Annotated in this window: 15 protein-coding genes; 5 read left to right on the top strand and 10 right to left on the bottom strand. The window is 74.4% G+C overall.

The window, feature by feature from the left end; all coding sequences use genetic code 11:
- The first annotated feature begins 29 nt into the window (after positions 1 to 29).
- A complete protein-coding gene (locus tag BLQ97_RS09920; protein WP_091365561.1) occupies positions 30 to 755 on the top strand; it encodes a DUF3618 domain-containing protein in 726 nt (241 codons plus the stop codon).
- A gap of 102 nt (positions 756 to 857) precedes the next feature.
- Here BLQ97_RS09920 and BLQ97_RS09915 read toward each other — a convergent pair whose 3' ends face one another.
- Genes BLQ97_RS09915 through BLQ97_RS09900 form a run of 4 tightly spaced genes read right to left on the bottom strand, consistent with a single transcriptional unit; the run spans position 858 to position 4,981 of the window.
- A complete protein-coding gene (locus tag BLQ97_RS09915; RefSeq protein ID WP_091365560.1) occupies positions 858 to 2,033 on the bottom strand; it encodes an acyl-CoA dehydrogenase family protein in 1,176 nt (391 codons plus the stop codon).
- Positions 2,034 to 2,065: 32 nt separating this feature from the next.
- Positions 2,066 to 2,605, bottom strand: coding sequence for a methyltransferase domain-containing protein (locus tag BLQ97_RS09910; protein ID WP_217637121.1), 540 nt, complete (start codon positions 2,603 to 2,605; stop codon positions 2,066 to 2,068).
- Positions 2,606 to 2,607: 2 nt separating this feature from the next.
- Positions 2,608 to 3,381 (bottom strand): meso-2,3-butanediol dehydrogenase, encoded by a 774-nt coding sequence (gene budC, locus BLQ97_RS09905; protein WP_091365559.1) that lies wholly within the window; start codon positions 3,379 to 3,381, stop codon positions 2,608 to 2,610.
- Between the two features lie 49 nt (positions 3,382 to 3,430).
- The gene (locus tag BLQ97_RS09900; RefSeq protein WP_245692027.1) at positions 3,431 to 4,981 is read right to left on the bottom strand and encodes a phospholipase D-like domain-containing protein; all 1,551 of its coding nucleotides are present in this window, start codon (positions 4,979 to 4,981) and stop codon (positions 3,431 to 3,433) included.
- A gap of 89 nt (positions 4,982 to 5,070) precedes the next feature.
- On the opposite strand from BLQ97_RS09900, the gene BLQ97_RS09895 reads away from it, so the two are divergent.
- Positions 5,071 to 6,009 (top strand): aldo/keto reductase, encoded by a 939-nt coding sequence (locus tag BLQ97_RS09895; RefSeq protein WP_091365557.1) that lies wholly within the window; start codon positions 5,071 to 5,073, stop codon positions 6,007 to 6,009.
- Positions 6,010 to 6,237: 228 nt separating this feature from the next.
- On the opposite strand, the gene BLQ97_RS09890 is transcribed toward BLQ97_RS09895, so the two are convergent.
- Genes BLQ97_RS09890 through BLQ97_RS09875 form a run of 4 tightly spaced genes read right to left on the bottom strand, consistent with a single transcriptional unit; the run spans position 6,238 to position 9,623 of the window.
- A complete protein-coding gene (locus BLQ97_RS09890) occupies positions 6,238 to 7,413 on the bottom strand; it encodes a zinc-dependent alcohol dehydrogenase (protein WP_091365555.1) in 1,176 nt (391 codons plus the stop codon).
- Positions 7,410 to 7,895, bottom strand: coding sequence for a hypothetical protein (locus BLQ97_RS09885; RefSeq protein ID WP_091365554.1), 486 nt, complete (start codon positions 7,893 to 7,895; stop codon positions 7,410 to 7,412). Before BLQ97_RS09885 ends, BLQ97_RS09890 begins: the two co-directional genes overlap by 4 nt.
- The gene (locus tag BLQ97_RS09880; protein ID WP_245692026.1) at positions 7,892 to 8,440 is read right to left on the bottom strand and encodes a type 1 glutamine amidotransferase domain-containing protein; all 549 of its coding nucleotides are present in this window, start codon (positions 8,438 to 8,440) and stop codon (positions 7,892 to 7,894) included. Before BLQ97_RS09880 ends, BLQ97_RS09885 begins: the two co-directional genes overlap by 4 nt.
- Positions 8,441 to 8,468: 28 nt before the next feature.
- Entirely contained in the window at positions 8,469 to 9,623 is a 1,155-nt protein-coding gene (locus BLQ97_RS09875; protein ID WP_091365550.1) for a glutathione-independent formaldehyde dehydrogenase, read from the bottom strand.
- Positions 9,624 to 9,927: 304 nt separating this feature from the next.
- Here BLQ97_RS09875 and BLQ97_RS09870 point away from each other — a divergent pair, with 304 nt between their 5' ends.
- From BLQ97_RS09870 to BLQ97_RS23295, 3 genes are all read left to right on the top strand, one after another.
- Positions 9,928 to 10,146: a hypothetical protein gene (locus BLQ97_RS09870; RefSeq protein ID WP_091365548.1), complete on the top strand. Its 219-nt coding sequence runs from the start codon at positions 9,928 to 9,930 to the stop codon at positions 10,144 to 10,146.
- 148 nt (positions 10,147 to 10,294) lie between these two features.
- Positions 10,295 to 11,323: a hypothetical protein gene (locus tag BLQ97_RS09865; protein ID WP_175471656.1), complete on the top strand. Its 1,029-nt coding sequence runs from the start codon at positions 10,295 to 10,297 to the stop codon at positions 11,321 to 11,323.
- A gap of 4 nt (positions 11,324 to 11,327) precedes the next feature.
- Positions 11,328 to 11,477 carry a hypothetical protein gene (locus tag BLQ97_RS23295; RefSeq protein WP_175471655.1) on the top strand — a complete coding sequence of 50 codons (150 nt, stop codon included), beginning with the start codon at positions 11,328 to 11,330 and terminating at the stop codon, positions 11,475 to 11,477.
- Here the strand turns inward: BLQ97_RS23295 and BLQ97_RS09860 are convergent.
- Positions 11,467 to 12,417 (bottom strand): LysR family transcriptional regulator, encoded by a 951-nt coding sequence (locus BLQ97_RS09860; RefSeq protein WP_091365545.1) that lies wholly within the window; start codon positions 12,415 to 12,417, stop codon positions 11,467 to 11,469. The two genes, BLQ97_RS23295 and BLQ97_RS09860, sit on opposite strands and share 11 nt — an antisense overlap.
- Positions 12,418 to 12,585: 168 nt before the next feature.
- Complete coding sequence (locus tag BLQ97_RS09855) at positions 12,586 to 13,410, bottom strand: aldo/keto reductase (protein ID WP_245692024.1); 825 nt, start codon at positions 13,408 to 13,410, stop codon at positions 12,586 to 12,588.
- Positions 13,411 to 13,464: the final 54 nt, after the last annotated feature.

Genomic DNA, 13,464 nt, shown 5'->3' with positions numbered 1-13,464 from the left:
TGCGGCCGCCTCCCCTCCCTGGAGCAGACATGACCAGCAGTGACCCGGACGTCATCCGGCGACAGATCGAGGACACCCGGCGCGAGCTCAGCTACGACGTCGACGCCCTCAACGAGAAGGTCAACCCCGCCCGTGTGGTGGACCGGCGCGTGGCCTCGGCCAAGGGCCGCTTCGCCAGCGTCAAGGACCGCGTCATGGGTTCGGCCCACGACACGCGCTCCTCGGCCCGCAGCACGACGCAGAGCACGGTGAGCTCGGTGCAGGGCACCGCGCACAACGCCGTCGGCTCGGTGCAGGGCGCGGCGAGCAACGCGGCCGGCACCGTGCAGGACGCCGCGTCGCAGGCCGCGCACGCCGTCCAGCAGGCCCCCGACGCGGTGGTCCGCCAGACGCAGGGCAACCCCCTCGCGGCCGGGCTGATCGCCTTCGGGGTCGGCTGGCTGGTCTCCAGCCTGCTGCCCGCCTCCGAGCGGGAGAAGCAGCTGGCCCAGCAGGCCGAGGCCGCCGTGCGCGAGCACAAGGACGAGCTGCTGCAGCCGGCCAAGCAGGTCGCGCAGGAGGTCGGCGAGCAGCTGCGGCCGGCTGCCGAGCAGGCCGTCCAGGAGGTCAAGGGCACCGCCCAGGACGCCGCCCAGACGGTCAAGCAGGAGGGCCAGTCGGCCGCGCAGGACGTGCAGGGCCAGGCCCAGCAGTCCCGCGAGACCGTGCAGAGCCAGACCGGCGGCAGCTCCAGCAGCACGAGCAGCACCTACTGAGCACGGCCCTCCCGCCCGGGAGGAGACCACCCACCGCGCCCCGCCGGGAACCCCCGGCGGGGCGCGGTGGCGTCCGGGGACGCCGTCGGCCGGTCGGTCGCCTCAGACGAAGGCGCTGACCCCGGTGAGCGCGCGGCCGACGATCAGGCTGTTGATCTCACGCGTGCCCTCGTAGGAGTACAACGCCTCGGCGTCGGCGAAGTACCGCACCACGTCGTTCTCGAGCAGGATCCCGTTGCCGCCGAACAGCTCGCGGGCCAGCGCGACGGTCTCGCGCGCGCGACCGGTGACGAAGGCCTTGGCCAGCGCCGCCTGCTCGTCGCGGAAGACACCCTCCTCCTGCAGCTGCGACACCCGCACCGCCATGCCGAGGCTGGCGGTCACGTTGCCGGCCATGCGGGCCAGCAGGTCCTGGATCAGCTGGAAGCCCGCGATCTGCCGGCCGAACTGCCGCCGCTCCTTGGCGTAGGCGATCGCCGCCTCGAAGGCGCCCATCTGGCAGCCGACGGCGTTCCAGGCGACCCCGCCGCGGGTCAGCTTGAGCACCCGGTTGACGTCGCGGAAGGAGTTGCCCTCGGCGAGCTTGTTCTCCGCCGGCACCCGGCAGCCCTCGAAGACGATGTCGGCGTTCTGCACCGTGCGCAGGGCGTACTTGCCCTCCATCTTCGTCGCGGTGAAGCCGGGCGTGCCCTTCTCCACGACGAGGGTCTTCACCTGGTCGTCGGCCACGTCGCGGGCGAACACCACGACGACGTCGGCGAAGGTGCCGTTGCCGATCCACCGCTTGGCGCCGTCGACCACCCACTCGTCACCCTCGCGGCGGCAGGTGGTCTCCAGCCCCTGGGCGACGTCGGACCCGCCGTGCGGCTCGGTCAGCGCGAAGGCGCCGATCTTCTGCAGCGAGACCATGTCGGGCACCCAGCGCGCCCGCTGCTCGTCGGACCCCAGCAGCACGATCGACCCCATCGACAGGCCGTTGTGCACCCCGAGGAAGGTCGCCATCGACGGGTCGACCCGCGAGGCCTCCAGGGAGATGAACCCGGTGAACAGCCGCGACGCCCGCGGCCGGTGCTCCAGGTCGTAGCTGCGCCCGACCATCCCCTCCTCGGCGAACCGCGGGATCAGGTCCATCGGGAAGGTGGCCGTCTCCCACGACCCGTTGACCCGGGGCCGGACCTCCTCGTCCAGGAAGCGCCGGATGCCCACCAGTTCCTTGCGCTCGTCCCCGCTCAGCAGGGTCTCGTAGTCGTAGAGGTCGCCGAGCAGCCCGTCGGTCATCGCAGGTCCTCCCGTGGTCCGTGGGGCCTGCTCTACCCGGCGGCGGCGGCGCGGCGCAACTCGACCGCGGCCGTCGGGTACGGGCGGGTCGCCGTCGTGGCCGTCGCCGCGGTGACGGCCAGGCCGCGAGAGCCGGCGAGGCCGGTCAGCGCCGCCACCAACCGCGGGCCGCCGCCGGGGTCCATCAGGGAGGCGGCGAGCACGACCCGGCCCCCGGGCGCGAGCACGCGGTCGACGACGTCCCACTCCGGTCCCGGCGTCCACAGCGCCCGCACGTCGGAGGCCACCACCACGTCGAAGTCCCCGCCGCCGAGGTCCGCGTCGGCCACCGGCGCCACGACCACCCGGACCCGGCCGGCCTCGACCGCCGCCCGGTTGCGCCGGGTGGCGGCCTCCCCCATCCGCGGCGAGCGGTCGACGGCGACCACCCGGCCGGCCTCGCCGACGGCGGCGGCCAGCAGGGTCACCAGCACGCCGTGGCCGCAGCCGACCTCGAGCACCCGCTCGCCGGGCGCGGCGGCCACCGCGCGTGCGACCCAGGCCAGCCGGTCGGACGCCTCGCGCGCGGCCACGGTCAGACGTGCGGCTGACCGGTGGAGGCGCTGGTGCCGCCGTCGACCGGCAGCACCGCGCCGGTGACGTAGCGCGCGGCGTCGCTGGCCAGGAACAGCACGGTGGGGGCGACGTCCCCGGGCTCGCCGGGCCGGCCGAGCGCGATCCGGTCGCGGAACGGCGCGAGGGAGGCCTCGTCGCGGCCGACGCCCTCGGTGAGCTCGGTGAGGGTGAAGGCCGGCGCGACGGCGTTGAGCCGCACCCCCCGGCTCCCCCAGTCCAGCGCCAGCGAGCGCACGAAGTTGGTGACCGCGGCCTTCGTGGCGTTGTACGCCGCCTGGCCCCAGTCGCCGCGCAGCCCCGACACCGAGGACACCGACACGAGGTTGCCGCCGGAGGCCGCCAGGTGGGGCAGCGCGGCCTTGGCCAGGTGGAAGAACGCGTCGACGTTGGTGGCGCGCAGCCGCTCCCAGGCCTCGTCGGGCAGGTCGGTCAGCTCGCCGGTCTCGTAGCCGGCGGCGTTGCTCACGACGACGTCGAGCCGGCCGAACCGGTCGACGACGTCGGCGACCACCCCGCGCACCTGGGCCGGGTCGGAGACGTCCGCCGGCAGGGCCGCGGCGCGCTCCCCGGGGACGCCGGCGAGCGCGGACTCCAGCCGGTCGCGCCGGCGGCCGGTGACGGCCACGGTCGCACCGGCGTCGAGGAACGCCCGGCTGATCGCCAGGCCGATGCCGGAGCCGCCGCCGGTGACGAGGACGACGGAGCCGGTGAAGTCGAAGGTCGCAGAGCCCATGCCCGGCCCCTACCCGGCGCCCCGGCACCGGAACGAGACGTCGGCGACCTCAGCCCCGCCGGCGGCGCCGTCGGCCGGCGAAGGCCTGCTTGACCCGGCGCCAGCGGTTGGGGGTGTGCTCGGCGTCGAGCAGCTCGGTCTCGGCGAGGAGACGCTCGACCGGGTCGAGCTCGGGCGGCTCGAAGGTCACCAGCGAGCGCCCGGTCGGCCGCACCAGCGAGTCGATCGCGCGCACCAGCGACCCGTCGCAGCGCTCCACGGCGGCGGCCACCTCGTCGGGGTCCACCCCGAGGTGCTCGCCGAGCAGCCGGTGGCGCAGGGCGAGCACCGCGGCCCGCACCTCCTCCTCGCGGGGGTCACCGGTGCGGGCCTCGATCGACACGTCGCACTCGGTGTCCAGGCCCATCGACCGGTTGTTGAGGTTGGAGGAGCCGATGCGCAGCAGCCGGTCGTCGACGCAGGTGACCTTCGCGTGCACGTAGACCGGCCGGCGCTCCTCGGTGACCGGCACGAGCAGCCGGAAGCGGTCGTACCGGTCGGCACGGCGCACCAGGTCGAGCAGCTTGGCGCGAGCGGTGTCCATCGCCTTGACCTCCAGCCAGGCGGCGGCCGTCTGCGGGTTGAGGACGACGAACTCGGGGCCGTCCTCCTCCTGCAGGCGCTCGGCGATGGCCTCGGCGACCCGGCGGTTGGCGAAGTACTGCGTCTCGATGTAGACCGTCCGCCGGGCGGCGGCCACCACGGCCAGCCACAGCAGCTCGATCTCGTGCACCAGCTCCGTCCCGCCGTGCTCGGGACGGGTCCGCGAGATCGCGACGTCGACGTCGGTGAGGAACGGCTCGACGCCGTCGGGCCAGCACGGCGCGACGTCAGTGACCGGCTCCAGGTGCTCGCCGGTGCCGCTCTCCCACCGCTCGCGGGCGAGGTCGCCGATCGCCCGGGCCGCCGGCCCGGACACCAGGCTGGTGACGTCGTGCCACGGGCCGCGCAGCCGGGTGGAGTGCGGCCGGTGGCGCAGCGGGTGCCGGGTGCGGTGCTCGGGGGTGTCCCAGCGGTCGGCGGTGACGTCGATGCCGCCGGCGAAGGCCAGGCAGTCGTCGATGACCACGATCTTCTGGTGGTGCGCGCCGCCGATCGGGTGGTGGGTGTCGACGGTGAACCGCAGCCGGTCGGGCGTGCGCCGGTCGAGCAGCACGAGCGGGGCCATCCGGCGGCCCAGGGCCACGAGCATGCCGAGGTCCCACTGCAGGACGCCGATCTCCAGGCGCGGGTTGGCCCGCACCGCCTGCTCGAGCACGTGGCCCAGGCGGTCCTCGCGGGGCCGCCCCGGGGTGCGCGGGTCGAGCCGGATGCGGGGGTCGAAGTCCCAGCCGATGAACAGCACCCGCCGCTCGGCCCGCAGCACCGCCTGCTTGAGGGTGGCGAAGTAGTCGGCGGCGTCGACGAACACGGCGTGCCGGTCGGCTCGCTCGATCCGCCAGCAGGTCTCGCCGGGGACGAGCAGGGCGTCGTCGGTCTCGGACGGCGCGGGCGGCCGGCGGGGCGCCGCGACGTCAGGGGCACGGGACGTCGTCCCGGCGGCATCGGCGCTCTCGATCACCCCGGCAGTCTGCCGACTGCTGCAAGCCCGTGGCTGCGAGGTCGCCCGGACGGGCGGGTCGCGCCGTCGGGCTGGTAGGGAGGACGGCGATGACGACTCCACAGGCGGTGCTCGGGCTCGGGCTGGCAGCGGCCGGCCGGCCGGCCTACATCACCCTGGGCCGCGACCGCGACCTCCCCGCCGACCGGTCCCCCGACGCGCTGCGCGCCCGCACGCACGAGCTGCTCGACGCGGCGGTGGGACTGGGCATCGGCTACGTCGACACCGCCCGCTCCTACGGCCGGGCGGAGGAGTTCCTCGCCTCGTGGCTGCGCCGGCGGGACCGGGCGCCGTTCGTCGCCAGCAAGTGGGGCTACCGCTACACCGGCGGCTGGCGCACCGACGCGCGGACCCACGAGGTGAAGGAGCACTCCCTCGCGGCGTTCGAGCGCCAGCACCGCGAGAGCACCGACCTGCTCGGCCCGTGGCTGCGGCTCTACCAGGTGCACTCGCTGACCGGCGACAGCCCGCTGTGGTCCGATCCACCCCTGCTGCGCGCGCTGGCCGGGCTGCGCGACGGCGGGCTCGAGGTCGGCTTCTCCACGTCGGGGCCGCAGCAGGCCGACGCCGTCCGCCGCGGCCTGGACATCGCCGTCGACGGCCGGCCGCTGTTCAGCAGCGTGCAGTCGACCTGGAACCTGCTCGAGCCCTCGGTGGGCGGCGCGCTGGCCGAGGCACACGCCGCCGGCCTGCGGGTGGTGGTCAAGGAGGGCGTCGCCAACGGCCGGCTCACCGACCGCGGCGTGCCGGCCGGCAGCCCGCTGGCCGCGGCCGCCCGGGAGCACGGGGTCGGCGTGGACGCCGTCGCGCTGGGCGCCGCGCTCGCCCAGCCGTGGAGCTCCGTCGTGCTCAGCGGCGCGGTGACCGTCGGGCAGCTGGCGAGCAACGCCGCCGCGACCCGGGTGGCGGCGATCGGTGCCGCGGAGCTGGTCGAGCCGGAGGACCCGCGGGACTACTGGGCCGCCCGCGGCCGGCTGCCCTGGGCCTGACCGGGCCGACCGGGGGTGGGGTCCGCGCGCGGTCGTGCTCTGAGCACACCCGCGGTCAGAGCACGACCGTCCGCGGAGGAGGGAGGGGCCGCGCGGCTCGGGGGCACCGCCGGAGACGACGGGGGCCCGACCGCGGGGAGACTGCGGCCTCCGACCGCGTCCGTCGGGGATGCGGCGCCCACCGGGTCGCCCCGCGGCGAGCCGTACGGTGGGCCGCCCGTCGGCGCCTCAGCCACCCGGCCGGAAGACGGCACGGACGCACCCGTCCTCCTTGTTCTTGAACATCTCGTACCCGCGCGGCCCCTGGTCCAGGGGCATCACGTGGGTCGCCAGGTGCTCGGTCTTCACCTCGTCCCGGCTCATCAGGTCGAGGATCTCCGGGACGTAGCGGTGCCCGTGCTGCTGGGCGCCGCGCAGGGTCAGCGCCTTGTTCATGACCGCCCCCATCGGGAACTTGTCCACCAGGCCGCCGAACACGCCCAGCGCGAACACCGTCCCGCCCTTGCGGCAGGCGTAGATGGCCTCCCGGAGGGCCGTCGGCCGGTCCGACTGCAGCCGCAACTGCTGCTTGACCTGGTCGTAGAGGTACTGCGGGCCCGGGCTGTGCGCCTCCATGCCCACCGCCTCGATGCAGACGTCCGGACCGCGCCCGCCGGACATCTCCCGCAGTTCCGCGGGCACGTCGACCTGTTCGTAGTCGAGCGTCTCCGCCCCGATGTGCGTGCGGACCTGCTCGAGCCGGTTGTCGAACCGGTCGATGACGACGACCCGCTCGGCGCCCATGAGCATCGCCTTGCGCGCGGCCATCTGCCCGACACCGCCGGCGCCCCACACCGCGACGACGTCACCGGCCTTCACCTCCGCCTGGTGCGCCCCGGTCCAGCCGGTGGGAGCCGCGTCGGAGGCGAACAGGGCGCGCTCGTCGGAGACGCCGTCCGGGATCGGAAAGGCCCCCTGGTCGGCGTAGGGCACGCGGATGTAGCGGGCGTGGCTGCCCGCCCACCCGCCCATCGCGTGGGAGTAGCCGAAGCAGCCGCCGATGGACTGGCCCCAGAGCGCCTCGGTGATCCCCGGGTTGGGGTTGCCGTTGTCGCACAGCGACCACAGCTCGTTCTCGCAGTACCAGCACTGCCCGCAGCCGATGAACGAGACCACCACGACCCGGTCGCCGACCCGGTGCTTGGTGACGCCCTTGCCGACCTCGGCCACCGTGCCCATGAACTCGTGGCCGAGCACGTCACCGGCGCGCATCGCGGGGATGTAGCCGCCGAGCAGGTGCAGGTCCGAGCCACAGGTCACCGACAGGCCGACCTCGAGGATGATGTCGTGGTCGTTGAGGATCTTGGGCTCCGGGACGTCCTCCACGCCGATCTCGTTGACGCCCCGCCAGGTCACCGCCTTCACAGCACTCCTCCCTTGGGCGCCCGCTTCGCGACCGCCTCCAGCGCGGCGCCGGCGGGCGTGGCGCTCCGCCTGCCGTGCGGGGCCGGGTCCACCGCGAGCACCTCACCCACCTCGATCAGTTGCTTGGCCTTCCGCAGCGCGGACCGCAGGTCACCCTGCGGATCGCTGCCCAGCAGCCGTGCCGGTCCGGAGGCGTTCCCCGAGCGCTGGGTCAGCCGTACGGCCAGCTCGGTGCCCTTGCCGTCCGCGGCGGGGCGGATCCGCGTCTGGATGCGGTCGCCGTACGCGGCCAGCGGTGCCGGCAGCGAGGTGGCGTCGATCTCCGTCGGCTCGCGGTTGATGCTCACCACCAGCCACCCGGACGCCGGAGCGCTCACCGCACCTGCGCCACTGCCGTGCTCGAGGACCGAGAGGACCTGGCGGACGACGGAGCCGCCCGCCCGGGCCGCCAGCGACGCCACGGTCCCCAGCGCGCTCGTCACGAGCCACCCGCCACTGAAGCGGTCCGAGGTGCCCGGGCGAACTCCTGCACGATGCGCGCGCAGAAGGCCGGCAGGTCGTCCGGCGACCTGCTGGTGGTGATGTTGCCGTCGGTGACGACTCGCTCGTCGACGACCTCCGCCCCGGCGTTGCGCAGGTCCGTGCGGATGCTCGGGAACGACGTCAGCCGCCGTCCTCGCGCGACGTCGGCCTCGACGAAGTTCCACGGACCGTGGCAGATCGAGGCGACGGGCTTGCCGGACTGCACGAAGTCCCGGACGAAGGCCACGGCGGCGGGTTCCATCCGCAGCTTGTCCGGGTTGACGGTGCCGCCCGGGAGCAGCAGCGCGTCGTAGTCGTCGACCGAGGCGGCCCCGACCAGCCGGTCGACGCCGAAGGTGCCGGCGTCCTCCAGGTCGTTGTCGCGGGCAGCGATCTCGCCGCTCTTGATCGAGACGACGTCGGTGCGGGCACCGGCGTCGTCCAGGGCGCGGCGCGGCTGCTCGAGCTCGACCCGCTCCACGCCGTCGGCGGCGAGGATCGCCACGCGTCGTCCGTCCAGCTCCCCGGCCACGTCACGCACCCGCCGTCGCCGGGTGCAGGACGACCTTGGTCCAGCCCTCGTCCCGGGCGTCGAAGTGCTCGTAGGCCTCGGGCGCCCGGTCCAGCGGCAGCTCGTGGCTGACGATGAACGACGGCTCGGCCTTGCCCCCGGCGATGAGGTCGCGCAGCTGCCGGTTGTACTTCTTGACCGGCGCCTGGCCGCTGCCGATGTGCTGGCCCTTGAACCAGAACATGCCGTAGTCGAAGGCGAGCTTGCCCTGCTTGGCCAGCTCGTCGCTGGCGCCCGGGTCCTGGGGCACGAAGACGCCGACGTTGCCGATCTTGCCGGTGAAGCGCACCGAGGCGACCAGCCGGTTCATCGTCAGGTTGGCCTGCTCCTGCCCGTCGGGCTCGTGCGCCTGGTAGCCGACGCACTCGCAGCCGTTGTCCGCGCCCAGCCCCATCGTCTCGTCGAGGACGGCCTGCACCGGGTCGACCTTCGAGTCGTCGATGGCGATCGCGCCGATCGACTCGGCCAGCCGCAGCCGGTCGGGGTGCCGGTCGACGACCATCACCTTGCCGGCCCCGCGGATGGTGGCCGAGAGGGCGGCCATCAGCCCCACCGGGCCGGCGCCGTAGACGACCGTCTGGTCGCCGGGCTCCACGCCGGCCAGCTCGGTGGCGTGGTAGCCGGTCGGGAAGATGTCGGCCAGCATCACGTAGTCGGTCTGGCGCTGCTCGGCGTCCTCCCCCAGCCGCAGGCAGTTGAAGTCCCCCCACGGCACCCGCAGCAGCTCGGCCTGGCCGCCGGCCCAGGGACCCATGTCGGCGAAGCCGTAGGCCGCGCCGGCCATGTTCGGCACCGGCTGCGCGGTCAGGCAGTAGTTCGTGAGCTGCTGCTCGCAGTTCTTGCAGTGCCCGCACGAGATGTTGAACGGCAGGACGACGTACTCCCCCACCTCGACCTTGTCGACCCCGTCGCCGACCTCGACCACCTGGCCGAGGTTCTCGTGCCCGAACCAGCGGCCGGTCTCGAAGTCGGTCCGGCCCTCGTACATGTGCAGGTCCGAGCCGCAGATGTTCGTCGAGGTGATCCGCACCAGGACGTCGGTCGGCCGCTCGATCCGCGCGTCCGGTACGTCCTTGACGCTGACCTGGCGGGGTCCGTCGTACACGACTGCCTTCACGCTGCCTCCTCGTCTGGGTGGTCCCGCTCCCGGCTCGGGTCGGGACCCCGATTGCACCCGGCGCGGCGGGGCGTCGGGTATCGGCAGACCTGCCGATACCGGACCGGCGACGTCCCGGGCGCCGGCACCGTCTTCCGGCTCGGCCACGGGCGGCCCCCTACGGACGACAGCTCGACACCGCGCACGTCGGCAGGTCTGCCGATGGCTTCCCGCGGCGGCACGTCCCACGGTGGGAGAACCGACCGGCGTCCTCCCGCGGCCGACCGCGAGAGCACCCGCAGCGCACGACCTGGATGGAGGAGTCGTGAGCGAGTCAGAGCTCGAGGAGACCGGGACCGGGCAGGCCGCCAGGCGCATCGGTCAGGCGCCGACGACCACCGACGTGACCGATCCGGAGCGGTCCTCCCGGAACACCGCCGCCGGCTCCGGTTCCGAGCCCGGCGAGGGCCCCGTCCAGCCGGACGCCGACGAGGGGGTGGATCCCTCGGCCGGCATCGAGCCCCACGACGAAGGGCTCGTCTGACCGGAGGGCAGGCCGAGCAGCGGTACCGCGGCCCGCTCCGACCCCCGGTGCCCGCCGGCGCTTCCGACACCCCCGCGAACCCGGCCGCTGACCGTGCCGAACGCGTCGGGCTGTACGTCCACCCGTGCGTCCGGGAAGGTGAGCCCCGATGAGCGGGAGCCAACCGCAGCTCCGGAGGGTGTGGTCGGAGGTCGCGGGCGTCGTCGCGTCGTCCGCCGCCGTGCCAGAACGGGCTGCGGAGCACCTGCGGAAGCTCGCGCGGATCCTGCCCTTCGACGCCGGCTGGCTCGCCGCACGCGACCCCGAGCGGCAGACCCACGTCCCGCTAGCCACCACCGGTCCGGCCGAGGCACTGGTCGCCTACTTCGGCCGTCCGGAGGCTGACGACGAGGTGGACCTGCTGGGTCTCAACCGGCAGCGTCCGCCGATGCTGGCCAGCGAGATCCCGACCCCCCTGTCCGAGGTCCGCGCGTGGGCCGACCACCTGCTCCCGGCGGGGTTCCGCGAGGGTCTGGCGGCCCCGCTGGTCACGACGGGCGGGCGGCACATCGGCTTCCTCAGCCTGCTCTCCGACGATCCGTCGCGACCGGGCCGGGCCGACCGGAGGGTCGTCGCGGCCGTCTCCCGGGTGATCGCCGACGACCTGGACCGGACCCGGGACATCGCGGAGACCGCCCGGATCGTCGAGAACGCCCGGGCCGGCGTCGTCCTCACCCGGGGAGGCGACGTCCTGCCGCTGCCGGGTCTGCCCGACGACCGCCTGTTGGCGCCGGGCTCCCCGGTCCTCGGGGTCGCCGCTGAGGAGCTGGCCGCGAGCGGCGCGCACACCTCGTTCCTCGTTCCGGGACCGGGGACCGGCAGCGAGCAGCTGGTCCGGGTCACCGCGCTCGACTCCGCCCGCCCGGACCTCGACCACCTCTCCGCCGCGGTGCTCCTGGGCGCACCGGGCGACCTGCGCGGCCTCACCGTCCTGGACCTCCGCGTCCTGGGCCTCGCGATCGAGGGCGTCACCGACGTCCCGGCCCTCGCGCAGCTCCTCCACGTGGCCGCGGAGGCGGTGGCCGACTCCCTGGGGCGGAGCCTCGTCGCCCTCGGCACCTGTGACCTCACGGCGGCCACCGTGCGCGCCCTCCGTGGCGGGCTACGCATCCCCCCGCGGGCGATGGGACCGACCTGAGCCGATGCGCCCGCTGCTCGAGCGCATCGAGCGCGGCGAGATCGACCCCACCCGGGTGACCACCCCTCGGCTGACGCTGGCCGACGCGCCACACGGTCACGAGGTCTCGGAGCACGAGCAGGAGCACTGCGAGAAGGTGGTCCTCACACCGTGATCGACGTCCCGGTGCCACCGAGGTGCTCGGCCGCCTCGATGGCGGTACCGGGGTCCCGCGCGGACCGCACCAGGAAGTCGACGAGCCTGCGGACGGACCGCCCGGCAGGCGCCCGCCAGACGGCCTCCAGTTCGAGCCGCAGGTCGGGCTCGAGACGCCGGGCCATGACCCCGTCGATGCCCATGCCGTCGACGATCCCCAGGATGCCCGCGGCCATGCCGACGCCCGCGGCGACCGCGCGCAGCACCGCCTCGGGACTCTTGAGCAGGTTCGGTTCGACGACGACCTGACCGGCTCTGGCACCACCGGGGAAGAAGTGGTCCACCGTGCGGTCCCAGATGCCGGTGAAGGGTCCGCGCGGGAACATGACCAGCACCTCGTGAGCGAGGGCGGCGACCGGCACCCTCGCCGAGTCGGCTGCCCGGTGCCCGAGCGGGACGACCACGCCGAACAGCACCGAGCCGAGGACGACGCCGTCGAGGTCGCGGTCGCCCGGCGCCCGGCTCCAGACGACCGCCGCATCGGCACGACCCTGACGGACGGCGTCCAGCGCGTCGTCCCCCCGGCTGGAGCTCACCGAGACCTCGAGCCCGTCGATGCCCAGGCCCAGGCTCCTCAACGGAGCGTCCAGGACCAGGTCTGCCATGTTGGCCACCCGGAGGGTCAGCCGCTGACGACCCGCCGCGGCGGCGCGCACGTCCGCTCGGGCCCGCTCCACCTCGGCGAGGACCACCCTGGCCCGCTCGACCAGTGCCTGCCCGGCGAGCGTGAGCTCGACGCGCTGCGGCGTGCGCTCGAAGAGGGGCGCACGCAGTTCTCGTTCCAGGGCCTGGATCTGCTGGGAGAGGGAGGGTGCGGTGATGTGCAGCCGCTTGGCCGCACGGCTGAAACGGCCCTCCTCGGCCACCGCCAGGAAGTACCTGAGCTGGCGCAGGTCCACGGCTCACGCTACTGCGGAGACGTGCCGTCCACGGACCGTGGTGGCGGTGACGAACGCCGCGAGGGCGGCGTACAGCACGTCCCGGGGTGCGCGGGCCGTGGAGGGGGCCTGCGCACCGGCCGGCCGGGGCTCGTGGGCGGGCCCTCACGTTCGTCTCGCCGGCCGGTCCTACCGGATCTCGAGCGGCACCTTGCGCGGCGGCGGGGGGAAGAGCCGGTCGAGCCGGTCGAGCTCCGCCTGGCTGAAGCCGATCTCCAGCGCCGCGCGGTTCTCGAGGACGTGCGCGCGGGTCGAGGCCTTGGCGACGGCGAACACGTCGGGCAGCCGCAGCACCCACGCGATGGCCAGCTGGGCCGGGGTGACCCCCTTCTCCGCGGCCAGGTCGCGGACGGCCCGGTGCTCGAGGAGCCCGCCGTGGTCGACGGGCGAGTACACCATCAGGGGCACGCGCCTGCCGCGGCACCAGGGGACCAGGTCGTACTCAGGGCCGCGCCGGGCGAGGTTGTAGAGCACCTGGTCGGTCTGTACCCGGTCGCCGCCGGGCAGCCCGGCCAGCTGGTCGAGGTCGGGGACGTCGAAGTTGCTCACGCCCCAGGAACGGATGCGTCCGCGGGAGACCAGCGACTCGAAGGCGGCGACGGTCTCGTCGACCGGTACCCGGCCGCGCCAGTGCAGCAGGTACAGGTCCAGGCGGTCGGTGCCCAGTCGGCGCAGGCTCCGCTCGCAGGCGTCCACCGTGCCCTGGCGGGTGGCGTGGTGCGGCAGCACCTTGCTGACCAGGAAGACGTCGTCCCGCCGGCCGGCGATCGCCCGGCCGACGAGCTCCTCGGCGGCGCCGTCGCCGTACATCTCGGCGGTGTCGACCAGCGTGAGGCCGATGTCGATGCCCGTGCGCAGGGCGTCCAGCTGACTGTCGTACCTGCCGGGGTCCTCACCCAGGTACCAGGTGCCCAGGCCGAGGGCCGGGACGGCGGTGCCGTCGGGCAGGGTCACGGCGGGCACCGTGGCTGCGGTCGTGCGGGGCTCCTCCACGGGCGGTCCGGCCGG

It is taken from the genome of Geodermatophilus telluris (genome assembly GCF_900102745.1).
Lineage (GTDB): Bacteria > Actinomycetota > Actinomycetes > Mycobacteriales > Geodermatophilaceae > Geodermatophilus > Geodermatophilus telluris.
The sequence above is the reverse complement of the archived record's forward strand: the minus strand, read 5'-3'. Positions and strand labels throughout refer to the sequence as shown.

Bases quoted from the DNA above. Each gene is read 5' to 3' on its own strand.
- BLQ97_RS09920 (WP_091365561.1), top strand. From the start codon at position 30: ATGACCAGCAGTGACCCGGACGTCATCCGGCGACAGATCGAGGACACC.
- BLQ97_RS09865 (WP_175471656.1), top strand. From the start codon at position 10,295: ATGAGCGGGAGCCAACCGCAGCTCCGGAGGGTGTGGTCGGAGGTCGCG.
- budC (WP_091365559.1), bottom strand. From the start codon at position 3,381: ATGGGCTCTGCGACCTTCGACTTCACCGGCTCCGTCGTCCTCGTCACC.
- BLQ97_RS09895 (WP_091365557.1), top strand. From the start codon at position 5,071: ATGACGACTCCACAGGCGGTGCTCGGGCTCGGGCTGGCAGCGGCCGGC.
- BLQ97_RS09915 (WP_091365560.1), bottom strand. From the start codon at position 2,033: ATGACCGACGGGCTGCTCGGCGACCTCTACGACTACGAGACCCTGCTG.
- BLQ97_RS23295 (WP_175471655.1), top strand. From the start codon at position 11,328: ATGCGCCCGCTGCTCGAGCGCATCGAGCGCGGCGAGATCGACCCCACC.